The sequence below is a fragment of the Kitasatospora sp. NPDC023120 genome (genome assembly GCF_055560835.1).
This window is the reverse complement of the sequence record NZ_JBVHHY010000034.1, coordinates 49,652-76,430: the sequence shown is the minus strand read 5'-3', so window position 1 is coordinate 76,430 and position 26,779 is coordinate 49,652. Positions and strand designations below refer to the sequence as shown.

The window sequence follows — 26,779 nt, the reverse complement described above, 5'->3', positions numbered from 1 at the left end:
CAGACCATGACCATCGACCCCTGCAACCTCCAGCTCCTCTACCAGGGCAAGTCCCCCAACGCCACCGGCCCCTACGACCAGCTCCCCTGGCGCCCGGGCCTCCTGACCCTCCAGCGCTGAGCCGTCCTGATCCACCACGGGGAACCCCAGCCGATCACGGCTGGGGCTCCCTCCCCGTCAGCCTGCCGACATCACCGAGGGTCCGCCCTCGCTCGATCGAACCGTTTCAACCGGACGGCAGAAGTTCCGCCGTCCGGCGCCCTGACCTCCTGTCCACCCGCAGCGAAGGAAGAGCCGATGAAACGCAGGTCCTCGTTCACGCCCCTACGGTCCGCGATGGTCGTCCTCGTGGCCGCGCTCAGCATGGCGCTGGGCCTCGGCTTCAGCGCGAACGCCGCCCCGGCCAACGCCGCTCCCGTCAACGCCGCTCCCGTCAACGCCGCTCCGGTCGGCACCGCCGCGGGCACCGGTGGCTGCGGCAAGGCACCGTCGCTGGCGAGCGGCCCCCACACGATCGTCAGCAGCGGTCAGAGCCGCGGCTACATCCTGAGGGTCCCCGCCGACTACGACCAGAACCACCCCTACCGGTTGGTCTTCGGATTCCACTGGCGGGGCGGCACCGCCAACGAGGTCGACTCCGGTGGGACCGACGGCTACAACTGGTCGTACTACGGCCTCCGGCGACTGGCGGACAACGCCGGCAACGGCACCGTCTTCGTCGCACCCCAGGGCCTCGACAACGGCTGGGCCAACTCCAACGGCCAGGACGTCACCTTCGTCGACGACCTGACCCGGCAGCTCGAGGCCGGTCTGTGCGTCGACACGACCCAGCTCTTCTCCGCCGGTTTCAGCTACGGCGGCGGGATGAGCTACGCGCTCGCCTGCGCCCGGCCGACGGTCTTCCGGGCGGTCGCGGTCTACGCCGGAGCGAACCTCAGCGGATGCAGCGGCGGCACGCAGCCGATCGCCTACATGGGGCTCCACGGCCTGCGGGACGACGTCCTGCCCATCTCATCGGGGCGGGAGCTCCGCGATCGGTTCGTCAGGAACAACGGCTGCACCCCGCAGAACCCGCCCGAGCCGGCGTCCGGCAGCCTGACGCACGTCGTCACCGCCTACTCCGGGTGCAAGTCCGGTCATCCGGTGGTCTGGGCCGCGTTCGACGGGGCGGGCCACGACCCCGGCCCGATCGACGGGTGCACCTGCGACGGCTGGCGCACCTGGACCTCCGGCGAGGTGTGGAAGTTCTTCAGCCAGTTCGGCTCCGGCACTCCCACCCCCACGCCCGGCGGCAACCAGGAGATCGTGGGCCAGGCGTCGGGCCGCTGCGTGGACATCGGCGGCTCCTCCACGACCAACGGCACCCAGGCGCAACTGTGGGACTGCCACGGCGGAACCAACCAGCGGTGGACCTCCACGGCGGGCAAACAACTCATGGTCTACGGCAACAAGTGCCTGGACGCCTCGGCCGGGGGGACCGGCAACGGCACCGCGGTGGTGATCTGGGACTGCAACGGCCAGGCCAACCAGCAGTGGAACGTCAACTCCGACGGCACGATCACCGGAGTGCAGTCAGGCCTGTGCCTGGACGCGGCCGGAACCGGCACGGCGAACGCGACGAAGATCCAGCTGTGGTCCTGCTCGGGCGCGGGCAACCAGCAATGGAGTCTGCGCAGCTGAACCGAACTCCGGGGGCCCGGGGCGCCGAGCCCGCTGCGCTGTCGTGACATGAACAATGCTCGAACCAGTGGGAGCGCTCCCACTGTGAGGGATGCCCCCGGGTCGGTCAAGAGGCTTGAAGAGTCGAACGCCTTGGCCGAGGAATCCGCGCAACTCCTCTTTTCCTTAGCGGTAGTTGGCGCTACGGTCGGTGCCCACCAGTGGGAGCGATTCCGTCAGTCGACGCGCCGGGAGCGGCGCGTCCTCGCTGCGAGGAGTCGCTCATGCGACACCCCCCACCCTTCTCGGCGTTGTTCGCCGGCACGGTCCTCACCCTGGCGAGCGCCGTGTCCGCCCTGTCCGGCGCAGCGGGTGCGGGTGCGGATGCCGCCGCACCCTCCGCTTGCTCGGTGGTCTACTCCACGGTCAACCAGTGGGACGGCGGCTTCCAGGCCTCCGTGTCCGTGACCAACAACGGCGCGCCCACCAGTGGTTGGCGCCTCGGCTTCACCTTCGCCGGCGGTCAGCGCCTCACCCAGGGCTGGAACGCCACCTGGTCCCAGTCCGGCACCACCGTCACGGCGGTGAACGAGAGTTGGAACGCCTCGCTCGGAACCGGCGAAAGCGTCGCCCTCGGCCTCATCGCCTCCTGGTCCGGCAGCAACCCCGCGCCGGTCGAGTTCACCCTCAACGGCCTTGCCTGCACGGGCGGTTCGTCCACCACGCCCACGCCCACCCCCACCCCGACGGCGTCCCCGACCACACCGGCCCCGACCGGCACACCCACCGGCACACCCACCGGCGCGCCCGAGCTCGGCGTCAGCGGCAACCGCCTGACCGACCCGAGCGGCACCACCCGCCGACTGCTCGGCGTCAACCGCTCCGGCGGCGAGTTCATGTGCGTCCAGGGCCACGGGATCTTCGACGGCCCGGTGGACGACCCCGCGGTCCAGGCGATCGCGGACTGGCAGGCCAACACCGTCCGCATCACGCTCAACGAGGAGTGCTGGCTCGGCCTGGACAACATCCGGCCCGAGTACCGGGGCACCGCGTACGTCGACGCCGTCAAGGCGCTGGTGACCCGGGTCCTCGCGCACGGCATGACCCCCGTGGTCGAACTCCACTGGACGTACGGGCAGTACACCGGTGCTTCGGCGGGCTGCTCGGACGTGCACGCCTCCTGCCAGAAGCCGATGCCGGACGCCCAGTACGCCCCGGCCTTCTGGACCTCGGTGGCCAACACCTTCAAGGACGACCGCCGGGTGGTCTTCGACCTGTTCAACGAGCCCTACCCGGACCGGGCCACCGCCACCACCGACCAGGCCTGGGCCTGTTGGCGCGACGGAGGCACCTGCCCGGGCATCGGCTACGAGGTGGCCGGCATGCAGGACCTCGTGGACGCCGTCCGGGCCACCGGCTCGCGCAACGTCGTCCTCGTCCCCGGCATCGCCTACGCGAACGACCTGAGCGGCTGGCTCGCCCACGCCCCGACGGATCCGAGCGGCCAACTCGCCGCCGCCTGGCACGTGTACAACTTCAACTCCTGCGCCAGCGAGACCTGCTGGACCTCCACCCTGGCTCCGATCGCCGCCCGGGTCCCGCTCGTGGCGGGCGAGATCGGTGAGAACACCTGCGGTCACGCGTTCGTCGACCGCGTCATGAAGTGGTCCGACGACCGCGGGCTCTCCTACCTGGGCTGGACCTGGAACACCTGGGACTGCTCCTCCGGTCCTGCCCTGATCAGCGGTTACGACGGCACTCCCACCGCGTACGGCACCGGGCTGCGCGACCACCTGCGCACCCTGAACGGACGCTGAGCGAACACCGGGACGCCGTGACACCGGAACGCCGACACACAGGGACACCGACGCACCAGGACACCGATTCACCGAAAGGGACACCCGGACCATGAGCCGCACCCCGCGCACCCCGCGCACCACGCACACCACCGATCCCACCGGCCACGCCCTCGCCCGGCTGCGCGGCAGCCGGACGGCCCTGCTCGCCGCCCTCGCCCTGATCACCGCGAGCGGCGCCACCGCCACCGTGCTGTCCGCCTCCGCGGGCGCCGCCACGGCCGGCTGCCGGGTCGACTACCAGGTCTCCAACCAGTGGAACACCGGCTTCGGCGCCAACGTCGTCGTGACCAACACCGGTGACCCGCTGGCCTCCTGGACCCTGGAGTGGACCTTCGCCGGCGGACAGCAGGTCACCCAGGGCTGGAACTCCACCATCAGCCAGTCCGGGGCCGACGTGACCGCCCGGAACATGTCGTACAACGGCAGCCTGGCGACCGGCGGTTCCACCTCCTTCGGCTTCAACGCCTCCTACAGCGGTGCCAACCCGGTCCCCACCGCCTTCAAGCTCAACGGCGTGCTCTGCGACGGCTCCACCACGACGCCCACTCCCACCCCCACGGGCACGCCCACCACCTCGCCCACCGCCACCCCCACGGCAACCCCGACCGGCACCCCCACCATCCCGCCCGGCGGCCGCGTCGACAACCCGTACGCCGGCGCGAAGGTCTACGTGAACCCCGAGTGGTCCGCGCACGCCGCCGCCGAGCCCGGCGGCAGCAAGGTCGCCAACCAGCCCACCGGCATCTGGATCGACCGGATCGCCGCCATCGCCGGCGCCAACGGCAAGATGGGGCTGCGCGCCCACCTCGACGAGGCGCTGCGCCAGAAGGGCAGCGGCCAACTCGTCGTCCAGCTCGTCATCTACGATCTGCCCGGCCGGGACTGCTCGGCGCTCGCCTCCAACGGCGAGCTCGGCCCGACCGAGATCGGCCGGTACAAGACGGAGTTCATCGACCCGATCGCGGCGATCCTCGCCGACCCGAAGTACGCGGGGCTGCGCATCGTCACCGCGGTGGAGATCGACTCGCTGCCGAACCTGGCCACCAACACCACGCCGCGTGCCACCGCGACCCCCGCGTGCGACGTGATGAAGGCCAACGGCAACTACATCACCGGCGTCGGCTACGCGCTCAAGAAGCTGGGCGCCGTGCCCAACGTGTACAACTACGTCGACGCCGGGCACCACGGCTGGCTCGGCTGGGACGACAACTTCGGCACGTCCGCGGACCTGTTCAAGCAGGCCGCGACGGCCGAGGGCTCGACCCTCGCCAACGTGGCCGGCTTCATCGTCAACACCGCGAACTACAGCGCGCTCAAGGAGAACAACTTCAGCATCGACGACAGCGTCAACGGCACCTCCGTCCGCCAGTCCAAGTGGGTCGACTGGAACCGGTACACCGACGAGCTGTCCTACGCGCAGGCGATGCGGGCCAAGCTGGTCTCGATCGGCTTCGACCCGCACCTCGGCATGCTGATCGACACCTCGCGCAACGGCTGGGGAGGCACCGCCCGGCCGTCCGGGCCCGGGCCGAAGACGAGCGTCGACGCGTACGTGGACGGCGGGCGCTACGACCGGCGCTTCCAGACCGGCAACTGGTGCAACCAGGCCGGCGCGGGCCTCGGGGAGCGGCCGCAGGCGGACCCGGCGACGGGCATCGACGCCTACGTCTGGATGAAGCCCCCGGGTGAGTCGGACGGGGCGAGCAAGGAGATCCCGAACAACGACGGCAAGGGCTTCGACCGGATGTGCGACCCGACGTACACCGGCAACCCGCGGAACAACTACAGCATGTCCGGTGCGCTGCCGGACGCGCCGCTGGCCGGGGACTGGTTCTCCGCCCAGTTCCAGCAGCTGTTGAAGAACGCCTACCCGGCGCTGTAGCACCGAACGCCCGTCGACCGTCCGGAGGCCATCGGCGCTCCGGACGGTCGACGGGCCCCGACAGGACCCTTCGGGAGGCCCCGTCAGGAGGGCCTCCCCGGATGGATGACCTCTCAGGAGGACTTCCGCACCACCAGCTCGGTCGGCAGCACCAGGCGGGACGGCTCCGCGCCGTCCTCGCCGGCGATCTGCCGCAGCAGGAGCCCGGCCATCATGCGGCCCATCTCCTCGATCGGCTGGCGGACGGTGGTCAGCGGCGGGTCGAGGTGGCGGGCCACCGGTGAGTCGTCGACGCCGACCAGCGCGACGTCACCGGGAACGTCCAGGCCCCTGGCCCGCAGGACGGCGAGCGCGCCCACCGCCATCAGGTCGGAGGCGGCGAACACCGCGTCCAGGTCGGGGCAGCGCTCCAGCAGCTCGCGCATCGCCCGGCGGCCGCCGTCCTCCGTGAAGTCCCCGGTGGCGACGAGGCGTTCGTCCTCGGGCAGGCCGGCCGCCGCCAGCCCCTGACGGTAGCCGGAGAGCCGCCCCTGGGCGGCGTCCATGTCGAGCGGGCCGGTGATGGTGGCGATGCGGCAGCGGCCGCGCCCGGCCAGGTGGTCCACGGCCGAGCGGCCGGCCCCCACGTTGTCGGTGTCGACGTACGCCAGCGGCTCCTGCGGCGAGCGGCGCCCGTTGAGCACGGCCGGCAGGCCCAGCGCGCGCACCTGGTCCGGCAGCGGGTCGTCCCGGTGGACCGAGACCAGCAGTACGCCGTCCACCCGCTGGGCGGCGAGGTACTGCTCGAAGCGCTGCCGCTCCTGCTCGGTGCGGATCAGCGTGAGCAGCAACTGCTTGTCCGCCGCACCCAGTTCGGCGCTCACGCCACGGATGACGTCCAGGAAGTACGGCTCCGCGAAGAGCCGCGCCTCGGTCTCGGGGACGACCAGCGCGACCGCGTCGGTCCGGCTTCCGGCCAGGGCCCGGGCCGCCCGGTCGGGCACGTAGCCGAGCTCCGCGACGGCCCGGGCCACCGCCTCCCTCGCCCGGTCGCTCACCCGCGCCGAACCGTTGATCACCCGGGACACCGTGCCGCGCCCGACACCGGCCAGGGCCGCGACTTCCTCCAGGGTCGGTCTTCCGGTCTGCCGTCCGCTCACCGCCCACGCGCCTTCCGCCGCCGTCGTCGGCCTCCGCCGCTTGGCTGCGCATCCTAGATCAGCGGCACTCGGCGCCGCCACGGCACGCCCGTGATCGGGAAATGGCGTCGGCATTCCGACGACGGGACGCCGGAGGGCAATTCAGTGCCATCCCTTGACAGCGGATCAGCTGAGGCAGGAACCTTCCGCGTGAGGTGTGGGAGCGCTCCCACATGTGCCGTCCGCTCGTCGTCAGGAGCAGCCCGTGCCCCTTCCCCCCGCCCGCCCGCTCCCCCAGGCCCAGTCCGCCCCGCTGCCCCGGTTCCCGGCCGGCTTCCTCTGGGGCTCGGCCACCTCCGCCTACCAGGTGGAGGGCGCCGCCGCCGAGGACGGCCGCACCGCCTCGATCTGGGACACCTTCTGCCGCACCCCGGGCAAGGTCTTCCAGGGCCACACCGGCGAGGTCGCGGTCGACCACTACCACCGCTTCCGCGAGGACGTCCGGCTGATGGCCGAGCTCGGGCTGACCGCCTACCGCTTCTCCGTCTCCTGGCCGCGCGTCCGGCCCACCGGCCACGGCCCGGCCTCCCAGCGCGGCCTGGACTTCTACCGCCGCCTCGCCGACGAGCTGCTCGCAGCCGGGATCACCCCCGTCGCCACCCTCTACCACTGGGACCTCCCGCAGGAGCTGGAGTCGGCGGGCGGCTGGCCCGAGCGCACCACCGCCGAGCGGTTCGCCGAGTACGCCGCTCTGACGGGCGAGGCCCTCGGCGACCGGATCGGCCAGTGGACCACCCTCAACGAGCCCTGGTGCAGCGCCTTCCTCGGCTACGGCTCCGGCGTCCACGCCCCGGGCCGCACCGACCCGGTGTCCGCCCTGCGCGCCGCCCACCACCTCAACCTCGGCCACGGCCTGGCCGTCACGGCGCTGCGCGGCGTGCTGCCCGCCGACGCGCAGCTGTCCGTCTCGCTCAACCTGCACGTGCTGCGCCCGCTGACCGCCTCCGACGCCGACCGGGACGCGGTGCGCCGGATCGACGCCGTCGGCAACCGGGTCTTCCTCGGCCCGATGCTGGACGGCGGCTACCCCGAGGACCTGCTGGCGGACACCGCCCACCTCACCGACTGGTCCTTCGTCCGGGCCGGCGACGAGAAGGAGATCCACCAGCCGCTGGACTGGCTGGGCGTCAACTACTACACGCCCACCGTCGTCTCCGCGAGCGCCGATGGCACCGCCCCCGCCCGCGAGGACGGCCACGGCGGCGGGACGGCCTCGCCCTGGCCGGGCGCGGACCGGGTCGGCTTCCACCCGGCGCCGGGCGCACGGACCGCGATGGGGTGGGCCGTCGACCCCTCCGGCCTGCACCAGCTGCTGACCGACCTCGCCCGCCGCCACCCGGACCTGCCCCTGATCATCACCGAGAACGGCGCGGCGTACGACGACGAGGCCGGCGCGGACGGCACGGTCGACGACCCGGACCGCACCGCCTACCTCCACGCCCACCTGGCCGCCGCCCACCGCGCCCTGGCCGACGGCGCGGACGTGCGCGGCTACTTCGCCTGGTCGCTGCTGGACAACTTCGAGTGGGCGTACGGCTACGACAAGCGCTTCGGCCTGGTCCGCGTCGACGACGCCACCCTGGCCCGCACCCCCAAGGCCAGTGCCCGCTGGTACGCCCGGGTGGCCCGCAGCGGCGAGCTGCACCCGCCGTCGGCACCACCGGCCGATGGTGCCGCCCGACCCACGGAGCGCGACCACCCGTGAACCGCCGCCCGACCACGGCCACCGGCGGCACTCTGATCATCGGCAGTGCCGCCCCGGCCGGCAGCCGCGGAGCCGGCCTGTCCACCGTCCGCTACCACGCCACGGGCGCCATGGAACTCATCGGCACGGTACCGGTCTCCCGGCCCTCCTACGCCGCCCTCGACCCGACGCGGCCGGTCGTGCACGCCGTCCTGGAGGAGGAGTCCGGGCAGGTCCTGTCCCTCCGGATCGACCCCGGCACCGGGCTCCTCGGCCTGCCCGTCACCACCCCCAGCGGCGGCGCGGGCCCCTGCCACCTCGCGGTCCACCCCGGCGGTTCGCACCTCTTCGCGGCCCACTACGGCGACGGCGTCCTCTCCGTCCTGCCGGTCGGCCCCTGACCGGAGCGGGCTCGGCGCCCCCGGCCACCGCGCGCCCCGGTGCGGGGCCCGCACCGTGGTCCGGTCGGCCGTCGGCTCGGAGCGCCTTGCGTCCACCGGGTGGCCACCGCGTACGGTTGGCCCGCACCGACCCGCCGTGAGCTGGCGTTTCCGGTCGGATCGCGTGTGCCGTCACCGTCGCCTGCAAGGAGCAGACCCCTGAGTACGTCGTTCGCGGAAGCACTGTCCATCGGGTTGCTGGCACTGGTGCTGGTCTGTGCGGTGGTGCGGCCGTGGGGCTGGCCGGAGGCGGTGGTCGCGGTTCCCGCCGCCGGGCTGGTGATCGCCACCGGAGCGATCTCGCCGGCCCACGCGGCGGCCGAGGCCGAGCGGCTGGGTCCGGTGATCGGTTTCCTCGCGGCGGTCCTGGTGCTGGCGCAGTTGTGTGACGACGAGGGCCTGTTCCGGGCCTGCGGGGCGTGGATGGCCCGGACGTCCGCCGGGAGCCCGCGGCGGCTGCTCGTGCAGGTGTTCGTGGTCGCCTCGGTGGTCACGGCGGTGCTCAGCCTGGACGCGACCGTGGTGCTGCTGACTCCGGTGGTGTTCGTGACCGCGGCCCGGTTGGGTGCCCGGCCCAAGCCGCACGTCTACGCCTGCACCCACCTGTCGAACACGGCCTCGCTGCTGCTCCCGGTCTCCAACCTCACCAACCTGCTGGCCTTCGCCGCCAGCGGGCTGAGCTTCACCCGGTTCGCCGCCCTGATGGCGCTGCCGTGGCTGGCGGCCATCGCCGTGGAGTACGTGGTGCTGCGCCGGTTCTTCGCCGCCGACCTGGACGCGGGCGCTCCGGCCGCGGACGAGGTGACGGCGCCGGAGATGCCGCTGTTCGCCCTCGTCACCGTGGGCTGCACGCTCGCGGGGTTCGTCCTCACCTCGATCATCGGGGTCGATCCGGCCTGGGCGGCCCTGGCCGGAGCACTCGCGCTCGCCGTCCGGGCGCTGGTCCGGCGCAGCACCACCCCGGCGGCGATCGTCCGCTCGGCCGCGGTGCCGTTCCTGGCCTTCGTGCTGGCGCTCGGCATCGTGGTCCGGGCCGTCGTCGACAACGGGCTGGCTTCCGCGCTGGGACACCTCGTCCCGCACGGCACCTCGCTGCCCGCGCTGCTCGGGACGGCGGCGCTGGCGGCGGTGCTGGCGAACGTCATCAACAACCTGCCGGCCACCCTGGTGCTGCTGCCGTTGGCCGTCCCGTCCGGTGCCGGGGCGGTTCTCGCGGTGCTGCTCGGGGTGAACATCGGCCCGAACCTCACCTACGCCGGCTCCCTGGCCACCCTGCTGTGGCGGCGCATCGTGCGCGAGCACGACACCGACATCGGCCTGGGCGAGTTCACCCGGCTCGGTCTGCTCGTCGTGCCCGCCGCCCTGGTCGCGGCCGTGGTGGCACTGTGGGGGTCGCTGCAGCTCTTCTGAGCAGGACTCGCGAGCAGGACTTCCGAGCAGGACTTCCGAGCAGGACTGCCGGGTACCAGGATCACCCGGACCATGAGGAGGATGAGCCCGTGACCGTCGTCGTCTGGATCACCGAGGGCACCTGGCCCGCCTGTGTGGACGCCGCCCGCGCGCACGCGCCGCAGGGCGCGGAGATCGTCCTGCTGCACGTCAGCGGCCAGGAGGTGCCGGGTGTCGCGCACGGGGCGTTCGCCGGGCTGCTCGGCCGCGGCCACCGCGAGCGGGACCCGGGCACCCGGGTGGAGACCCTGGCGGCGGCCTCCGCCCAGCACCTCCTGGACGCCGCGGCCGAGCGCCTCGGCCGGCCGAGCACCCGCACCGAGCGCAGCGGCCGCGTCGAGCGCGAGGTCGTCGCGGCCGTCGAGGGCGCCGAGCTGCTCGTCCTCGCCCGGGACGGCGACCGCAGCCGCCTCGGGCCGCACAGCCTCGGCCCGGCGACCCGTTTCGTGGTCGACCACGCGCCGTGTCCGGTGCTCCTGGTCTGGCCGGAACCGGCGCCCGGCACGGCGACCATCCCGCCCCCGCCCGACGCGCGGTAGCGGTACTCCCGCTCAGTGCCCGACGCCCGCGTCCGGGTAGGAGAGCCGGTACCGCCCGCCCTCCGAGAGGCGGACCCGCAGGCGCCGCGGGTCACCGGGGACCGCGGCGGCCTCCACCAGCCGGCCCTCGTGGTCGGTGAGGACGGCCAGGCCCGCGCGCGGCGGCAGGCGCAGGTCGAGCGTCACGTCCCGGGCGGCCCGCAGCTCGGCCCCGGTCAGCAGGCCCCGGCGCCAACTCAGGCCGACGGTGAGACCGCCCCGCGCGCGCAGGCCGCGGACGTCACCGGAGGGCCAGGACGGGGGCAGCGCGGGCAGCAGCCGCAGGACGCCGTTGTGGCTCTGGAGCAGCGCCTCGGCGATGGCGGCGCTGACGCCGAAGTTGCCGTCGATCTGGAAGAGCCCCGGGGGGTGCAGATCGAAGAGGTTGGGAGCGATCGAGGTTTCCAGCAGGCGCCCGACGGCCCGCCCGGTGAGGGCGCCGTCGCCCAGGCGGGCGGCGAGCGCGGCGACCCAGGCGAGGCTCCATCCGGTGCCGCCACCCCCGTGCTCCAGGCGGCGGTCGAGCGCGCGTCGGGCCGGGTGGAGGTAGGTGTCGTCGCCGAGCGGGTCGACGGCGCTGCCCGGGTAGAGCCCGTAGAGGTGGGAGAGGTGGCGGTGGCCCGGGTCCTCCTCGGCGAGGTCGGCCCGCCACTCCAGCAGGCGGCCGTCCGCTCCCAGGGCCGGCGGGCGCAACCGGGCGCGGGTGCGCGTCAGCTCCTCCGCGAAGGCGTGGTCGACTCCGAGCTCGCGCGCTGCGGCGACGGTGTTGCCGAGCAGTTCGGCGGCGAGCCAGTGGTCCATGGCGCAGCCGGCGTCGACGGCGGCCAGGGAGCCGTCGGTCAGCCGGAAGTGGTGCTCGGGCGAGGTGGACGGGCAGGTCACCAGGGTGCCGTCGGTGTCCTCGACCAGGAGGTGGGTGAGGAAACGGGCGGCCTCGCGCATGACCGGGTAGGCGCGGTCGGCGAGGAAGGCGCGGTCGCCGTGGAAGAGGTGGTGGTCCCACAGGTGGGCGGCGAGCCAGGGGCCCGCCATGGGCCAGTGGGCCCAGACCGGGTCCCCCAGCACGGGGTTGGTGGCGCGCCAGAGGTCGACGTTGTGGTGGCAGCACCAGCCCGGCGCGTCGTAGTAGGCCCGGGCGGTGGAGCGCCCCGCCTCGGCGAGGTCGGCGACGAGCGCGAACAGCGGTTCGTGGCACTCCGCCAGGCCGGTCGTCTCGGCGTGCCAGTAGTTCATCTGCACGTTGATGTTCGACGTCCAGTCGGAGTTCCAGGGCGGGGCGACGTCGGTGTTCCATATCCCCTGGAGGTTGGCGGGTTGGGTGCCGGGCCTGGAGGACGCGATGAGCAGGTAGCGGCCGTAGGCGAAGAGCAGGGCCGCGAGTCCGGGGTCCGGGGCGCCCGCGTTCGCGGCGGCGAGGCGTTCGTCGGTCGGGAGGGCCGACGCCCCCTCCGGTCCGTGCAGGCGGAGTGCGGCGGCGTCGAAGAGCCGCCGGTGGTCGGCCACGTGGGCCGCCTTCAGCTCCTCCCAGCCCTGTTCGCCGACGAGGTCCAGGTAGCGGTGTGCCTCGTCGAGCGCCAGCTCGGGTCCTTCGGGGCGCCGCCGCCAGTCCCGGAAACCGGTACCGACGGCGAGCAGGAGCACCGCCTCGTCGGCGTCGGTGACGTCGACCGTGCCGTCGCCGGCCCGTATGTGACCGTTCACCACGCGCACCCGGAGCGCTGCCGCGAAGCCCGTGCCCTCGTCCGGCCGGTACACCGGGTGCTCGTCCGGCCCGTGCGGGACCTCCACGGGGGCACGGCCGTGGATCGACACGGTGGCGGTGCCGGGGTCGACGGCCGGGGCCGCGGTGGGGTGGGGCGTGATGAGGCCGGCGCGGAAGGAGAGGGCACCGGGGGTGTCGGCGCTGAGGCGCAAGGCCAGGACGCCGGCCGGGGCGGAAACGAAGCTCTCCCGCCGGTAGCGCACTCCCCCGGCCGTGAACGACACGCTGTGCAGGGCCCGGTCGAGGTCCAACGCCCGTCGGTAGTCGGTGTGGTGGTCGTCGCCCAGCGACGGGAACGCCAGCAGGAGGGTGGCCAGCGGCTGGTACGCCTCGGTGTCGGGCCCCGAGAAGTGGGCGGCTGCGATGGCGTGGGCGCGGGCATGGTCGCGGTCGCGCAGCACGGCCGTGCGCAGATCGGGGAGGTGCGCGGCGGCGTCCACGCGGTCCCGGGGGCCGGGGCCGCCGGACCACAGGGTGTCCGCGTTGAGCTCGATCCGCTCGGTGCGGACACCTCCGTACGTCAGGGCGCCGAGACGGCCGTTGCCGAGCGGCAGCGCCTCCAGGAAGCCGTCGGCGGGCTGCCGGTACCAGAGCGGGTCCGTGCGGGGCTGGTGGGTGCCCGTCGGCACGGCGGCCTTCCGATCGTGGGCTCGGCGGGGCACGGTGTTCGGGTCACCGGGCCGGAAGAAGGGGGTCAGGGGGCGGTACCGGCGGTCTCGTGACGGCCGGTGTGCGGAAGGGTCGGCGCGCATCTCAGGTCTCCTCGGTTGCGGGCTGCCGCTTGTGGTCGGGCCGGCCGGAGCCGAAGCCGTCGATCACGACGGACGTCGTACCGAAGCCGTCCGTGGGCGCCGGCCGGGCGCCCACCCGTGGTGGTGCGCGTCGTCGCCCGATCGCCAGCTCCGACCAACCGACGCACGGCACCTGATGGTTCTCCACACCACCCCTTCAGACCCTCACCACGGAGACGCTCCGCCAAGCGGATCCATCCCATCTATCGATACGGAGAGCACCGCCGAGGACAGCGGCTCAGGACTCGGCACGGGCCGTCGCCCGGATACCGCGGAGCTCGGCCGCCGCCGTCAGTAGCCGTAGATCATCTTGTAGGCCACCTCGGGCAGGAACTGTCCGGCGCTCGATCCGGCTCCGGTGCCGCAGTTGCCGTCGGACTCGCCCGGCGCCTTGATCCACAGCAGCATCTCGGCACCACCGCCCCACTGGGAGGGCGTGCCGATCCGCCGCCCGGAGGGGTTGCACCAATTGCCGTCGGAGCCGTTGCCGTTGCGGCTGGTGTCGACGACGAACGGCTTGGTGAACCCCTTCTGTGAGCTCAGGGCCGCGTTGACGGCGTTGCCGTACGCCGTGTTCTGCGCGGTGGAGACGAAGTTGGACACGTTCAGCGAGAACCCGTGGGCTCCGCTCACCCCGGCGTCGAGCAGGTGCCGGGCCATGGTGTCGGCGCTCAGCCAGGCGGGGTTCCCGGCGTCCAGGTACAGCCGGGTATTCGGCGCCTTGGCGTTGAACTGCGCGATGGCGTTGCGCAGCATCGCATTGCGCTCGGCGATCTGGGCGGCGGTCATGCAGGTCTCGTCGCCGAGCGAGTCGGGCTCCAGGACCACCACCGCCGGCCGGGTGCCGATGCCACTGGCGAAGGCGGCGATCCAGGTGACGTAGTCGGCGGGGGTACCCGCTCCGCCGCCGGACTGGCCCGCGCAGATGTCCCGGTTCGGGATGTTGTAGGCCACCAGGATCGGCAGCTTGCCCTTGGCGGCGGCCGCGCCGACGTAGGCCCCGGTCGCCGTGCCGATGGCACCGCTCCAGTTGCCGAACCAGCGCGCCGTCGGGACGTTGGCGATCGACGACTGGATCGCGGCGGCGCGGCCGTCGGCGCGGTTGGCGTTGACCCACTGCTGCGCGCTGGAGTCGGGGTCCACGTAGAAGCCGTCGGTCAGGGCGGCGACGGGCGCGCCGGCCTGGGCGACCGAGGGCTGGGCCACGACCGCCAGGGCGGCCAGGGCGGGGGCCAGGAGCAGGGGAAGTCGGCGGGTCGGTCGGTTCACGGGAGGGGTCCCTTCGCTCGGGGGTGGGGGCCGGAGGGAGGTCGTGGGGGTGACGGTCGGATGCGGTCGCCTGGTGTGGTGGACCGGTTGGACGGCATGGGCGAATGTTTCGAGAACATTGCCGAATGTTGTGGGCAACCTAGAGCCGGGCTGACGGCCCGTCAAGAGTTCCCGAGGGATCCGCTCCCGTCCCGTCGGCGGGCTAGCATCCGTGCGGTACGGACCGCCCGAGGCCGTACCGCACAGCAGCCACGACGGAGGCCGCCCAGCAGGGGCAGTGCAGGAGGAACCCGTGAACGGAGCGGCCACGCTCGCCGAGATCGCGCAGGAGGCAGGGGTCTCCGCCCCGACCGTCTCGAAAGTGCTGAACGGGCGTGCCGATGTCGCCCCGGCCACCCGGGAGCGGGTGGAGGAACTGCTGCACCGGCACGGCTACCGGCGGCGGCACGGCAACAGGCGGACGAGCCCGCTGCTGGAGCTGGTCTTCCACGAGCTGGAGAGCGCCTGGGCGGTCGAGGTGATCCGGGGCGTCGAGAACGCGGTCCGCGCGGAGGGGCTGAGCATCGTACTCTCCGAATCCGCCGAGCGGCACGGACCCGGCCAGTCCTGGGTGGACGGGGTGCTCGCCCGCCGTCCCACCGGCGTGGTGCTGGTGCTGTCCGACCTGGACCGCTCGATGCGCGAACAACTCGCCCGCCGGGACATTCCGTTCGTGGTGATGGACCCGGCCGGCGACCCCGGCCAGGAGGTGGCCGCCGTCGGCACCACCAACTGGGACGGCGGCCTCGCCGCCACCCGGCACCTGCTCGACCTCGGCCACCGCCGGATCGGCCTGATCGGCGGCCCCGCCCGGATGATGTGCAGCCGGGCCCGGGCCGACGGCTACCGGGCGGCGCTCGACATGGCGGGCATCCCGTACGACCCGGCGCTGGTCCGCGAGGGCGACTTCCACCACGAGTCCGGACGACGGCTCGGCCTGGAGCTGCTGCGGCTGCCCGACCGGCCGACCGCCGTGTTCGCCGGGAACGACCTGCAGGCGCTCGGCCTGTACGAGGCCGCCCGCGAACGGGGGTTGCGCATCCCGGAGGACCTCAGCGTGGTCGGCTTCGACGACCTGCCGCTGGCCCGCTGGGTTGGACCGCCGCTGACCACCGTGCGCCAGCCGCTGACCGAGATGGCCGAGGTGGCGACCCGCCTGGTGATCGACCTGGCCCGCGGGGTGCGGCCCGGCACGCTCCGGGTGGACCTGGCCACCAGCCTGGTCGAACGCAGCAGCACCGCCCCGCCGGCGGCCGGCTCCGGCGCCCCCTAGCCGGTTCACGCGCCGTCGCCACAGGGAGGAGCGGAGCGCGCCTGAACCGGCGGCGTGGGTGACCGCCCGCCATCCCGACCACCCAGAAGCTCCCCCGAGTGCGAAACATTCGAAGAGTCCGCCGTCGGAATTTTCCGCCTGGCCTCACCGGCGGCGAACGGTCCGCCGGGCGCATCCGCCGACCAGGCCATGACCAGGGGATTCACGGGGAGGGGTGGGACCGGGACGCAGCCGACTCTTTCGCTGTCTCTGTCGAAAGCGTTGACAGCCCGTCATGCGCAGGCCAACACTGGGCGCCGTCGACACGTGCGAATACCCCGGATCCGGATCCGGATCACGTGTCGCCGGCTCGCTCCGGGGCGGAGCGGCGGTGGCGACACGCCGGTTCCCTGTGCCACCGTGCGGCGCCGCTCGGCCCACCCATCCGTTCACGGCCGGCGGCGGCACGGGGTTCCCACCCCACTCCCACCCATCGGCAGAACGGATCCCCCCATGATCCTTTCCCACCCCAAGAGCCGCAGGGTCGGCCGTCTCCGTCGGTTCGCCGGCCGGGCGCCCGTCCTCGTCCCGGCCCTCGCGGTCGTCCTGCTCCTGCCCGGCACCGCCGACGCCGCCACCGTGACCACCAATCAGACCGGCACCGACGGCGGATACTTCTACTCGTTCTGGACCGAGGGCAGCGGTGCGGTCTCGATGTCCCTGAACGGCGGCGGGAACTACAGCACCTCCTGGGGCAACGCGGGCAACTTCGTCGCCGGCAAGGGCTGGCGGACCGGCTCGCGCAGCCCGGTGACGTACTCGGGCACGTGGAGCACCAACGGCAACGCCTACCTGTCGCTGTACGGCTGGAGCACCAACCCGCTCGTCGAGTACTACGTCGTCGACAACTACGGCTCCTACAAGCCCACCGGCGCGTACAAGGGCACCGTCACCAGCGACGGCGGCACCTATGACATCTACGAGACGACGCGCTACAACGCCCCCTCGATCGAGGGGATCAGGACCTTCAACCAGTACTGGAGCGTCCGCCGGGCCAAGCGGACGGGCGGAACCATCACGGTCGGGAACCACTTCGACGCCTGGGCCAGGTCCGGGATGAACCTCGGCACCATGAACTACGAGATCCTGGCGACCGAGGGCTACCGGAGCAGCGGCAGCTCGAACCTCACGGTGAGCTCCCCCCGCGGCTGAGCCGCACCACAGGGCGCGCGCGGGCTTCCTCGCGCGCGCCCTGTGAGCGCTAACAATGCTGTTCCCGACGGCTTCATCCACTCATGAAGGAGCTCACCATGCGTGCACGAAAGTCCCAGCGCGGCCGACCGTCCACGGCGCTCACCGCCGTGGTCGCGGCCTCGACAGCGTTGGTGGCCATGCTCGGCGTCACCACCGCACAGGCGGCCGACACCACTCGGGCGGCCACCGACGCGACCTGTGCCCTGCCGTCGACGTACCACTGGTCCTCGACCGGTGCGCTGGCGCAGCCGAAGAACGGCTGGGCCTCCGTGAAGGACTTCACCAACGTGGTGTACAAAGGCAAGCACCTGGTCTACGCCTCGAACGTGAACGGCTCCTCGTACGGTTCGATGGCCTTCGCCCCCTTCACCAACTGGTCGGACATGGCCTCGGCCCCCCAGACCGGGATGAACCAGAACGCGGTGGCACCCACCCTGTTCTACTTCGCGCCCAAGAACATCTGGGTCCTGGCGTACCAGTGGGGTCAGTGGCCGTTCATCTACCGCACCTCGAGTGACCCGACCAACCCCAACGGCTGGTCCGCGCCGCAGCCGCTGTTCACCGGCAGCATCCCCAACTCCGGCACCGGCCCGATCGACCAGACCCTGATCGGCGACGACCAGAACATGTACCTGTTCTTCGCCGGCGACAACGGCAGCATCTACCGGGCGAGCATGCCGATCGGGAACTTCCCCGGCAACTTCGGCTCCTCCTACACCACCGTCATGACCGACACCGTGAAGAACCTCTTCGAGGCACCCCAGGTCTACAAGGTCAAGGGCCAGAACCAGTACCTCATGATCGTCGAGGCCCGCGGCGCCGGCGAGCAGCGCTACTTCCGCTCCTTCACCGCCACCAGCCTGAACGGCACCTGGACCCCCCAGGCCGCCACCGAGAACAACCCCTTCGCCGGCAAGGCCAACAGCCGCGCCACCTGGACCAACGACATCAGCCACGGCGACCTCGTCCGCGACAACCCCGACCAGACCATGACCATCGACCCCTGCAACCTCCAGCTCCTCTACCAGGGCAAGTCCCCCAACGCCACCGGCCCCTACGACCAGCTCCCCTGGCGCCCCGGCATCCTCACCCTCCAGCGCTGACCCCCACCGTCCCAGGGAGCCCCGGCCGCGGACCCGGCCGGGGTGTCCCCACGCTGGGCTTGTGCGTGGCGGGCCGTTCGACGCCGGGTCGCAGCTGGAGGGTGTCCGGGTCGATGCGCCGCCCGTCGCGGATGACCACCGGCGAGCGCCGGTCTTCGGTGTTCTTGCCCGGCCTGGACGGTGTGGTCATGCGGCGCCTCCCTTGTGCTCGTCCTCGTCCACGATCTCGGCGTCCACGACCTCCTCCTCCGAGCCCTGCGGGCCGGCCGGGCCGCCATCCGGTGTACCGGCGGCGCTCTGGGCGTAGAGGGCTTGGCCGAGCTTCTGGCTGACCTGGGCGACCGTGTCGCTCGCCGCGCGGATCGCGGCGGTGTCCTCGCCCTTGAGCCTGTCCTTCAGGTTCGCCAGCGCGCTTTCGACCTCGTTCTTCACGTCGGCGGGGACCTTGTCCTGCGTGTCGGTGAGGAACTTCTCCGTGCTGTAGAGGAGTTGCTCGCCCTGGTTACGGGTCTCGGCGGCCTCCTTGCGACGGCGGTCCTCCTCGGCGTGCTGTTCGGCTTCCCGGATCATGCGGTCGATGTCGTCCTTGGGCAGGGCGGAGCCGCCGGTGACGGTCATCTTCTGTTCCTTGCCGGTGCCGAGGTCCTTGGCCGCGACGTGCATGATGCCGTTGGCGTCGATGTCGAAGGTGACCTCGATCTGCGGCATGCCGCGCGGGGCCGGTGCGATGCCGGTGAGTTCGAACATGCCGAGCTTCTTGTTGTACGCGGCGATCTCGCGCTCGCCCTGGAAGACCTGGATCTGCACGGCCGGCTGGTTGTCCTCGGCGGTGCTGAAGATCTCGGAGCGCCGGGTGGGGATGGTCGTGTTGCGCTCGATGAGCTTGGTCATGATGCCGCCCTTGGTCTCGATGCCGAGGGACAGCGGGGTGACGTCGAGCAGCAGGACGTCCTTGACCTCGCCCTTGAGGACACCGGCCTGCAGGGCGGCGCCGATGGCGACGACCTCGTCCGGGTTGACGCCCTTGTGCGGGTCCTTGCCGGTGAGCTTCTTCACCAGGTCGGTGACGGCCGGCATCCGGGTGGAGCCGCCGACCAGGATGACGTGGTCGATGTCGGAGACCTCGATCTTCGCGTCCTTGACGGCCTGGTGGAACGGGCCCTCGCAGCGTTCCAGCAGGTCCGCGGTGAGCTGCTGGAACTGGGCGCGGGTGAGCTTCTCGTCCAGGTGGAGAGCACCCTCGGCGGAGGCCGTGACGTAGGGCAGGTTGTTCGTCGTCTCGGTCGCGGCGGACAGCTCGATCTTGGCCTTCTCGGCGGCCTCGCGCAGGCGCTGGGCGGCCATCTTGTCCTTGGACAGGTCGATGCCGTAGCCGTTCTTGAACTCCTTGACCAGATGGTCGACGATCCGCTGGTCCCAGTCGTCACCGCCCAGGTGGGTGTCGCCGGAGGTGGCTTTCACCTCCACCACGCCCTCGCCGATCTCCAGCAGCGACACGTCGAAGGTGCCGCCGCCGAGGTCGAAGACCAGCACCGTCTGATCGCTCTCCTTGTCCAACCCGTAGGCGAGGGCGGCGGAGGTCGGCTCGTTGATGATCCGCGCCACCTTCAGGCCCGCGATCTCACCGGCCTCCTTGGTCGCGGTGCGCTGGGAGTCGTTGAAGTACGCCGGCACGGTGATCACCGCGTCGCTGACCTCCTCGCCGAGGTACGCCTCCGCGTCGCGCTTCAGTTTCTGCAGCACCCGCGCGGAGATCTCCTGCGCGGTGTACCGCTTGCCGTCCACGTCCCCCTTCTCCGGGAACCGCCAGCCGCTCTCTCCCACATGGCGCTTCACCGAGCGGGCGGTGCGGTCCACGTTGGTGACGGCCTGGCGCTTGGCGACCTCGCCGACGAGCACCTCGCCGCCCTTGCCGAAGGCCACCACCGACGGGGTGGTCCGGGCGCCCTCGGCGTTCGTGATGACGGTGGGCTCGCCGCCCTCCAGAACGCAGACCACCGAGTTCGTCGTTCCGAGATCGATACCGACTGCGCGGGTCATCTCCAGCCTCCTTCATCACCTTCGATGCACAGAACTTCTCTCTATCGACACATAAAACTTGAGTCACCTCCTGTCAAGTCTGGGGGTGCGGGGCGGGCGGGTCGTGGCACCAGGCGTGGCTGGGGATGGAGGAAATCTGTAGCGTGGAGTCGAGGTTTCAGCGTGCGACAAGGTGAGGTCGTGGTGCTGCCGATCGACGATCCGGACGCGGCGCTCTACGCGGTTGGACAGGTCGCGGCGATGTTGCACGTCCAGGTGGCCTTCCTGCGGCGGCTGGACGAGCAGGGCGCGGTCGTCCCGGGTCGCTCGGCGGGCGGCCAGCGCAGGTACTCGCGCCGGGAGATCGACAAGATCGCGGCTCTGGTGAAGCTGATCAGCGAGGGACTGACGCTGGAGGGCGCGCGCCGGGTACTCGACCTCCAGGCCCGGGTGGAGGAGCTGGAGGCCGACCTCGACCAGGCCCGCGGCCAGTGATGCCGGGCGCATCCGCGTAGCGCGGGCGGAGCCTGTCGGCGCACCCGGGCGCCGCCTTCCTCGCCGGGCAGGTCGACCAGGACCTCGCGCCGCGATCCGGGCCCGCGGCGGCACATCGCAGCGCCGCCACTGAAGACGCCGCCACGCCGAAACCGGGCGGGGAAGGGCGTCCCTCAGAGGCCGAGCCGTATACCCGCATTTCAGGCATCTTGACAAGCGCTGTAGGAGGTTCTATCCAGGTCAATGAGGAGGTTTGCCGGGGGGCGCCCGGGAGGTGGGGCCGCCATGACGGGATCGCGGGACCGACGCGATCACTACGCGGTGCTGGGAGTGGAGCCCACAGCGTCCGCGCGGCAGGTCACCTCTGCCTATCGCGCCCTGGTCCGGCTGCTCCACCCCGACGCCCGCCCCGCCGAGCCCGGATCGGCGGAGCGACTCGGCGCGGTGATCACCGCCTACGAGGTCCTGCACGATCGCGAGCTGCGGGCCGCCTACGACGCCGAACGCGAAACCGCACGGCCCCACCCGGGAGCCGGCCGCGCCTCGGGCCGTTCCCCGGTCCGTTCCCCGGCCCCGGGCCGCCGGGTGTCCGTACGCATCGTCCGGGAGACCGGTGGCGCGGAGCCTGTGCGCGCCACACCGCCACCCACCGGTGCAGCGGTGCCGCACGGGTCCGAACCGCTCGTTCGGGTGGGCCCGGTGCGGGGCGCACCGCCCGGTGCGTCGGCGTGGGCGCGGGATGGTCCCGGCGACCTGTGGCAGTGGATGGTGCATCGGCTGTGGGAGGTGGAGCCATGGCTGTGAACGGCAACGACTTCCGCACCGCCGTCTCCCGGTGGGACGGCCAGGTCACCGTCGCGGTCACGGGCGAGATCGACCTCGCCACCGCGGCGGAGCTCGAGAGCCGTGTCAAGGAGTGCCTGGCGCGCCGGCCCAGGCGCGTCGACCTCGACTTCGCGCAGGTGAGGTTCTGCGACTGCTCGGGCGCGAACGCCCTGGAACGCCTTCACCGCCGGGCGCAAGAGGAAGGCGTCGTCCTGAAGGTCACGGATGTGCGGGCTCCGATCGTCGCCCGGCTGTTCGACCTTCTCGGCCTCACCGGCCTGGTCGAACCCCCTCCGTCCGGCTGACCCCGGGCAAGGACGACACCGGGCCGCGTACCGCGGCCCGGTGTCACGACTCGCGCGTAGTCCGGCGCGGCACCCGGCTGCGGTTCAGACTCCCGGGAGCGGCCCGGTGTAGACCAGCTCCGCGGCCGTGTGCTGCGCCTGGCGCAGATGGGTGCCGGCGCGTTCGATCGCCGCGATCGCGCGTCCCAGCTCGAAGGCGACATCGGCCTGTTTCCGCACCGGAGTCGGCGGATCCTCCAGGACCGCGAGATGCTCCGGGTCGATCGCGTTCAGGCCCGCCGCGAGCTGGTGCAGTGTGCGGGGAAGCTGCTCCAGCAGGCCCGCCAGCGCACCGATCGTGTGATGGACGTCCGTAGGGTACGGACAGGCACCGGTCCGCGCGGTACACGCGTTGAGGCGGCGGATCTCGTCGGCTGCCGCCACCGCGATCTCGCGCGGCGTTCGCTCCGTCAGCATCACGCGACCTCCTCACGCCCGCGCCCCATGCGACGCAGGCCAGTGCTCAGACGTAGGCCGGAACGCCCATCGATCGGCCTCGGCCGCCGGTCCGAGCCGGCAACGGCTTCTCGGGCTCCGGCATCGCCTCGGGGGCATCCTCATCGCGCCCGTCCGCGGCGACAGCGGCCCGGCTCGCCGCCGTGCGCAGTTCCGCCACCGTTTGCGGCGCCCCGGTCGAGTGGACCGCGATGCGCGCGAACGGCGAGGGCCGGCGCAGGTCGACGCTGACCACGGTGTCAGTGAACGGGCGCAGGGCCACGAAGTCCCGGCCGCCGGGGTGGCGCCACACCCCCAGGCACAGCCTGCCGGGCACCAGCACGCCGCTCTCGCGGGCACCACGCAGAACCCGCCACGGCTCCCTGGTGACCGCCACCCTCTCCACCGCCGTCAGCGGCACCCGCACCGGTCCCGAGCGCGCCGCCAGCCGCTCCCACCATCGCAGCCGCACCACCAGGTCCGCGCCTTCGATCATCAGGCTCGCCATCGCCTCACACCCCCTCGCCGGCGCCTACCTCGGACTCCGTTTTCCGTGCGGGCGAGGCCGTCTCCACCGCCCTCGTCCCACCGGCGCCGGAAGCGGGCGGGCCGAGCTGGTCCGGCTGACGGTGAGCCCGCGCTGCGAGCAGCGGCGCGCCATGCCGCTCCGGCCGGTGGCCCACCTCATCCGGGATCGGCTGGCGGGGCGTGTCGAGCGCGCCCGGCGGCATGGGGATCGCACGGCGGGCCGCGCAGCGCCCCACCCAGTGGCGCCCGCACTCCGGACACGGCGGCGCCCCCGCTGGGGTGTAGGGCGAGTCCACGGCGACACCGTCGCGGGAGAAGTACTCCCAGTCACGTCCCTCGGCATCGCGGTAGTGCTGGACGTCGTAGTCGATGCTCCACTGCTGCCAGCAGTGGCCGCAGGTGAACTCCACACGCTCCAGTGCCAGTTCCGTGATCACTACCGACACCTCCTCGGCGGCTCTTCGCCCTCTTCGGCTCCCGGCGCGACGTGACGGGGCCCCGTCGGCATCCGGCGACGCCCCCACTAGTCCGTATACCTCCGGATGACCCATCGAGGCAACCCGAGCTCCAGGTTCCCTCGGAACCGATCTGGAGGTTTTCCGGGGGCTGCCACTGCGGGCCTCGGCGCACCGAGAACCGGCCGTGGAGCAGGAACGCCGGGCACGGTCGGCAGCGGGCGCGGTCGGTCGTGGGTTCAGCGGCGGGTCAGCCGCACCGCCAGGCCGTCGTGGTGGTACAGCGGCGTCGCCCGGTACCCCTCCACGTCCACGTGACACGGCCGAACCCGCCCTGCGGCGCCCGACCGCCGATCACCGGCAGCACCACGTCGTCCACGGCGGGCCGCGCAGCGCCCTGACTGCTTCGGAGGCCCGCCTCACCTTATGTTGCTGCTGAACTGCATTCTGCTGGGGTTGTCTCACTTTGTGTTGTCGCTCGCCCACATCACGAGGTTCGGCAGGCTGACGAGGCGTTAGGCAGTTGCCGGGGAGACATCGAGCCAAGAGTGAGATGGCGGGTCAGGGTGCCGGCGGCGCGGAGTTGGAGGAGTCCGTTGATCTGGTGATCGTGGAGCTTCGACGGGCGTCCAGAGGTGCAACCCAAACGCGGGCGAGAGACCTGCTGCGGCAACCGGAGCGGAGATGTCTCCGACATTCTTGTCTCCCACTGCGAGGGCAGCGCGATCTTCCCCGGTGATGATGAAGCCGGTAGGTTCGCCTCATGGGACTGCAGCGGGCGAACGTGCATCATTCGGCTTCGACGTGGCGACAGCCCGCGCCTTCGGCGGCTTCCCCCGAACGCAGTGCGCTGGTGGAGTCGATGGCGAAACGCATCCTGACTGTTGGCCCGGGCCGTCTGCTGGTAGGGATCGACGGCTTCACCGCTTCCGGCAAGACGAGCTTCGGACACGAACTTGCCGAGCGGATCAGTGCTGCGGGGCGCCCTGTGCTCCGGGCGACCCTCGATGACTTCAAGAAGCCGTGGAAGGACCGACACCTCTATGACCGGGAGTCAGGGGAGGGGTACTACCGCAACGCGTACGACTATGACGAGGTCAAGCGGCTCCTGCTCGATCCCTGCAGGACACCGGAGGCAACGTCCGCTGTTCTGTGCAGCATCGACCCGCTAACGCAGCAGAGTCACGCTGCGGAGACGACGGCGCTCGCTCCGGACACGGTACTGATCGTGGATGGCGTCTTCGCCTTCCGACCGGAGATCAACAGGTACTGGGACTTCCGGGTCTGGCTGCATGTGGATGCGGAGCTGGGCGTCCAGCGCGGCGCCGACCGTGATCAGGACTGGGCCGGATCCGGGGCAGAATCGATCCACCGCAACCGGTATCTGGTGGCAGAGGGGATCTACCTTCAGGAAGTCGACCCCGTCTCGATGGTGGACGTCACCATCGACAACTCGACGTTTGCCAGCCCTCGCATCCTGACGCCGTAACGCTGGCTCAGCGACCCGCTCCCCAGCGTGCGAACCGAACAGATCTTCCCTCAGCTGATCTGTTCCGGTCGGCGGCTCAGGTGCAATTCGGTGCGGTTGTCTCACTTGACCTTGTGGGTCCGTCGTAGCGTGCCGTGCGCTGCTGACGTGCCTTCGCTGTCAGACCGCCCCCATCCGCATAGCGCATACCAACGGCATAGCGCGCAAATGACCATCAGTCAGCTACACAAACAGGCCATTCACCTTGAAGCGCCGAGGTCAGTAATCGAGTGCCCGTTGTCCAGGCGACGCCCGGAGTTGTGCCCTGCTGCCGTGACCTCCCTCGCGTCGCCCGGGGCGCGTGTCAGGCCTGGTCGGAGGCGTCGCCGTAGACGTTGCCGGGGCTGACCACCTGGGTGATGGCCCGGCCGAGCAGGGTGCTGGGATTCTCGCCGTTCGAGGGGATGTCGGGGTCAGCAGGCCGCCTGTCCGAAACCAGGGATGAAACGCCCGGTGAGGGGGGTCAGCGACGGGTGAACAGGAAGCCGAGCTTGTCGACCTCGTCGCCGGCGCGTCCGTGGAACCCGGCGATCTGCCAGCCGTCGGGCGCGGTGCGGGTCACGCAGTCGCCGGTGGTGCTGCCGCCGGCCAGGGTGCGGCCCAGGTTGGTGCTGAAGGAGGCGTAGAAGACGCGGGTGTGTCCGTTGTACGAGCCCTGGCAGAGGGTGGCCGCGTTGACATACTCGCCGTTGCCCAGGGTGAGCGAGGAAGCCGCACCGCCGGAGCCGCCGTGGGTGAGAGTGGTGCCGTCGGCGAGGGTCAGTCCGACCTGGTCGACCCGGCTGCCGGCCCGCAGGCTGATCGCGGTGGCGCGCGCACCGGCCGGGACGCGGTCGATGTCGTCGTAGAAGTCGCCGTGCGGGCCGCCGAACTGCTCGCTCGCCAGGTAGGCCGGGTTCCGGCTCCAGGTGAAGCCCACGGCGACCGGGTCGTGGTCGGAGAGCATCGTGCCGGAGGCGTCCAGGAAGTCGGCGTGCTTGTTGGCGTACGAGGTCGCGCTCAGCGAGACCAGCGCGCTGCTGCGGTACAGGACCTTGTCGACGATCTCGCAGGTGTCGGTGGGCGCTTTCTGGTCGCACAGCAGCGGGTCGGCGCCGCGGGCCGGTGCCACGCCGCCGCGTTCCAGCTGCACCCACGCGTCGGTCAGCCGGTTGTCGGCGGCGAAGGCGGCGATGGTGTCGTCGGCCCGGGTGTAGCGCGTGTTGGTGTCGCCCATCACGACGACGGCGTTCCCGGCCGAGTGGGTCCTGATGTAACCGGTGAGCTGCGCCAGGTTCGCGGCGCGGGCGGTCTCGTCGCCGGGATTCGTGCCGGCGTTGGCGTGGAGGTTGTAGAAGTCCACGTACACGCCCTCGGCCAGCCGGGTCCTCATGAAGGTGAAGCCCTTGGGTGTGAGGCAGTCACCGGAGTCCAGCTGACAGTCCTTCCACTTGACCCGCTCGAAGTCGTCGGTGTCGTAGGCGAGGGCGGAGAGGGTGTTGAGGCCGCTGCCGATGCCCGCACCGCCGCTGGTCGCCGTGCGGTAGGGGTGGGTGTCGGCGGCGTACAGCGCGGCGTGGTAGTTGAAGTCCTCCTGGACGTTCACCACGTCGTACGGCGCCAGTCGGCCCCCGATGGTGGTGGTGCTGCTCTGCCGGTCGGTCGAGGCGCTGGACAGCACCTGGGGAAGGCCGGCGACGTTGTACGTCAGCACGGAGAACGACCCGCCCCCGGCAGCGGCTTGCGCGGCCGGCGCGCCCTCGGCGGCTTGCGCGGCCGGTGCGCCGATCAGGCCGCCCAGCGTGACGGCGGCGCCGAGCGCGCCCACGAGGGCGGAGCTGAGGAGGGAACGGCGGGGGCGGGGCTGGGACATCGGCGCTCCGATCGGAGTACGGCCACGGGATCCGGCGCCACGGAGCGTATGAGCGAACCATGAGCACGTCAACATGGCCGACGGTTCCCTCAACTGCCT

The 26,779-nt window shown here is 71.8% G+C and carries 22 protein-coding genes and 2 pseudogenes; 15 read left to right on the top strand and 9 right to left on the bottom strand.

What is annotated here, in order from left to right; genetic code table 11:
* From ACZ3TI_RS35335 to ACZ3TI_RS35320, 4 genes and pseudogenes are all read left to right on the top strand, one after another.
* Nucleotides 1-120: pseudogene (locus ACZ3TI_RS35335) on the top strand (non-reducing end alpha-L-arabinofuranosidase family hydrolase); the annotation flags it as partial.
* A 177-nt stretch (nt 121-297) separates the two neighbouring features.
* Nucleotides 298-1,680, top strand: coding sequence for a ricin-type beta-trefoil lectin domain protein (locus tag ACZ3TI_RS35330; RefSeq protein WP_465733656.1), 1,383 nt, complete (start codon nt 298-300; stop codon nt 1,678-1,680).
* 263 nt (nt 1,681-1,943) lie between these two features.
* Nucleotides 1,944-3,476, top strand: coding sequence for a cellulose binding domain-containing protein (locus ACZ3TI_RS35325; protein ID WP_465733654.1), 1,533 nt, complete (start codon nt 1,944-1,946; stop codon nt 3,474-3,476).
* A 91-nt stretch (nt 3,477-3,567) separates the two neighbouring features.
* Entirely contained in the window at nt 3,568-5,400 is a 1,833-nt protein-coding gene (locus tag ACZ3TI_RS35320; RefSeq protein WP_465733652.1) for a glycoside hydrolase family 6 protein, read from the top strand.
* Nucleotides 5,401-5,513: 113 nt separating this feature from the next.
* Here ACZ3TI_RS35320 and ACZ3TI_RS35315 read toward each other — a convergent pair whose 3' ends face one another.
* Entirely contained in the window at nt 5,514-6,539 is a 1,026-nt protein-coding gene (locus ACZ3TI_RS35315; RefSeq protein WP_465733650.1) for a LacI family DNA-binding transcriptional regulator, read from the bottom strand.
* Between the two features lie 244 nt (nt 6,540-6,783).
* On the opposite strand from ACZ3TI_RS35315, the gene ACZ3TI_RS35310 reads away from it, so the two are divergent.
* The 4 genes from ACZ3TI_RS35310 (at nt 6,784) to ACZ3TI_RS35295 (ending at nt 10,690) form a co-directional block, all read left to right on the top strand.
* Nucleotides 6,784-8,283, top strand: coding sequence for a GH1 family beta-glucosidase (locus ACZ3TI_RS35310; RefSeq protein WP_465733648.1), 1,500 nt, complete (start codon nt 6,784-6,786; stop codon nt 8,281-8,283).
* On the top strand, nt 8,280-8,663 hold the full coding sequence (locus tag ACZ3TI_RS35305) for a lactonase family protein (RefSeq protein WP_465733646.1): 384 nt from the start codon (nt 8,280-8,282) through the stop codon (nt 8,661-8,663). The genes ACZ3TI_RS35310 and ACZ3TI_RS35305 overlap by 4 nt, the downstream gene beginning before the upstream one ends.
* A gap of 198 nt (nt 8,664-8,861) precedes the next feature.
* Nucleotides 8,862-10,112: an SLC13 family permease gene (locus tag ACZ3TI_RS35300; RefSeq protein ID WP_465733662.1), complete on the top strand. Its 1,251-nt coding sequence runs from the start codon at nt 8,862-8,864 to the stop codon at nt 10,110-10,112.
* 89 nt (nt 10,113-10,201) lie between these two features.
* Nucleotides 10,202-10,690, top strand: a complete 489-nt coding sequence (locus tag ACZ3TI_RS35295; RefSeq protein WP_465733644.1) for a universal stress protein — start codon at nt 10,202-10,204, stop codon at nt 10,688-10,690.
* 12 nt (nt 10,691-10,702) lie between these two features.
* On the opposite strand, the gene ACZ3TI_RS35290 is transcribed toward ACZ3TI_RS35295, so the two are convergent.
* From ACZ3TI_RS35290 to ACZ3TI_RS35280, 3 genes are all read right to left on the bottom strand, one after another.
* Nucleotides 10,703-13,120, bottom strand: a complete 2,418-nt coding sequence (locus ACZ3TI_RS35290; RefSeq protein ID WP_465733642.1) for a glycoside hydrolase family 95 protein — start codon at nt 13,118-13,120, stop codon at nt 10,703-10,705.
* 124 nt (nt 13,121-13,244) lie between these two features.
* The gene (locus ACZ3TI_RS35285; protein WP_465733640.1) at nt 13,245-13,430 is read right to left on the bottom strand and encodes a hypothetical protein; all 186 of its coding nucleotides are present in this window, start codon (nt 13,428-13,430) and stop codon (nt 13,245-13,247) included.
* 143 nt (nt 13,431-13,573) lie between these two features.
* Nucleotides 13,574-14,551, bottom strand: a complete 978-nt coding sequence (locus tag ACZ3TI_RS35280) for a glycoside hydrolase family 6 protein (RefSeq protein ID WP_465733638.1) — start codon at nt 14,549-14,551, stop codon at nt 13,574-13,576.
* Nucleotides 14,552-14,843: 292 nt separating this feature from the next.
* Between ACZ3TI_RS35280 and ACZ3TI_RS35275 the strand changes: the two genes are divergently transcribed.
* The 3 genes and pseudogenes from ACZ3TI_RS35275 to ACZ3TI_RS35265 form a co-directional block, all read left to right on the top strand.
* Nucleotides 14,844-15,863, top strand: a complete 1,020-nt coding sequence (locus ACZ3TI_RS35275) for a LacI family DNA-binding transcriptional regulator (RefSeq protein WP_465733636.1) — start codon at nt 14,844-14,846, stop codon at nt 15,861-15,863.
* A gap of 492 nt (nt 15,864-16,355) precedes the next feature.
* Complete coding sequence (locus ACZ3TI_RS35270; RefSeq protein ID WP_465733634.1) at nt 16,356-17,054, top strand: glycoside hydrolase family 11 protein; 699 nt, start codon at nt 16,356-16,358, stop codon at nt 17,052-17,054.
* A gap of 233 nt (nt 17,055-17,287) precedes the next feature.
* A pseudogene (locus ACZ3TI_RS35265) lies at nt 17,288-18,199 on the top strand (non-reducing end alpha-L-arabinofuranosidase family hydrolase); the annotation flags it as partial.
* Nucleotides 18,200-18,385: 186 nt separating this feature from the next.
* Here the strand turns inward: ACZ3TI_RS35265 and dnaK are convergent.
* Entirely contained in the window at nt 18,386-20,239 is a 1,854-nt protein-coding gene (gene dnaK / locus ACZ3TI_RS35260) for a molecular chaperone DnaK (protein WP_465733632.1), read from the bottom strand.
* A 162-nt stretch (nt 20,240-20,401) separates the two neighbouring features.
* Here dnaK and ACZ3TI_RS35255 point away from each other — a divergent pair, with 162 nt between their 5' ends.
* The 3 genes from ACZ3TI_RS35255 (at nt 20,402) to ACZ3TI_RS35245 (ending at nt 21,843) form a co-directional block, all read left to right on the top strand.
* Nucleotides 20,402-20,713: a helix-turn-helix domain-containing protein gene (locus ACZ3TI_RS35255; protein ID WP_465733630.1), complete on the top strand. Its 312-nt coding sequence runs from the start codon at nt 20,402-20,404 to the stop codon at nt 20,711-20,713.
* Nucleotides 20,714-20,998: 285 nt separating this feature from the next.
* Nucleotides 20,999-21,517 (top strand): J domain-containing protein, encoded by a 519-nt coding sequence (locus tag ACZ3TI_RS35250; protein WP_465733628.1) that lies wholly within the window; start codon nt 20,999-21,001, stop codon nt 21,515-21,517.
* Entirely contained in the window at nt 21,508-21,843 is a 336-nt protein-coding gene (locus ACZ3TI_RS35245; protein WP_465733626.1) for an STAS domain-containing protein, read from the top strand. Before ACZ3TI_RS35250 ends, ACZ3TI_RS35245 begins: the two co-directional genes overlap by 10 nt.
* 84 nt (nt 21,844-21,927) lie before the next feature.
* Here the strand turns inward: ACZ3TI_RS35245 and ACZ3TI_RS35240 are convergent, their stop codons facing one another.
* Genes ACZ3TI_RS35240 through ACZ3TI_RS35230 form a run of 3 tightly spaced genes read right to left on the bottom strand, consistent with a single transcriptional unit; the run spans nt 21,928 to nt 23,282 of the window.
* A complete protein-coding gene (locus tag ACZ3TI_RS35240; protein WP_465733624.1) occupies nt 21,928-22,302 on the bottom strand; it encodes a hypothetical protein in 375 nt (124 codons plus the stop codon).
* 43 nt (nt 22,303-22,345) lie between these two features.
* A complete protein-coding gene (locus ACZ3TI_RS35235; protein WP_465733622.1) occupies nt 22,346-22,825 on the bottom strand; it encodes a hypothetical protein in 480 nt (159 codons plus the stop codon).
* A gap of 4 nt (nt 22,826-22,829) precedes the next feature.
* Nucleotides 22,830-23,282, bottom strand: a complete 453-nt coding sequence (locus tag ACZ3TI_RS35230; RefSeq protein WP_465733620.1) for a hypothetical protein — start codon at nt 23,280-23,282, stop codon at nt 22,830-22,832.
* A 781-nt stretch (nt 23,283-24,063) separates the two neighbouring features.
* On the opposite strand from ACZ3TI_RS35230, the gene ACZ3TI_RS35225 reads away from it, so the two are divergent.
* Nucleotides 24,064-24,789: a nucleoside/nucleotide kinase family protein gene (locus ACZ3TI_RS35225; RefSeq protein WP_465733618.1), complete on the top strand. Its 726-nt coding sequence runs from the start codon at nt 24,064-24,066 to the stop codon at nt 24,787-24,789.
* A 502-nt stretch (nt 24,790-25,291) separates the two neighbouring features.
* Here ACZ3TI_RS35225 and ACZ3TI_RS35220 read toward each other — a convergent pair.
* Nucleotides 25,292-26,680, bottom strand: a complete 1,389-nt coding sequence (locus ACZ3TI_RS35220) for a jacalin-like lectin (protein WP_465733616.1) — start codon at nt 26,678-26,680, stop codon at nt 25,292-25,294.
* Nucleotides 26,681-26,779: the final 99 nt, after the last annotated feature.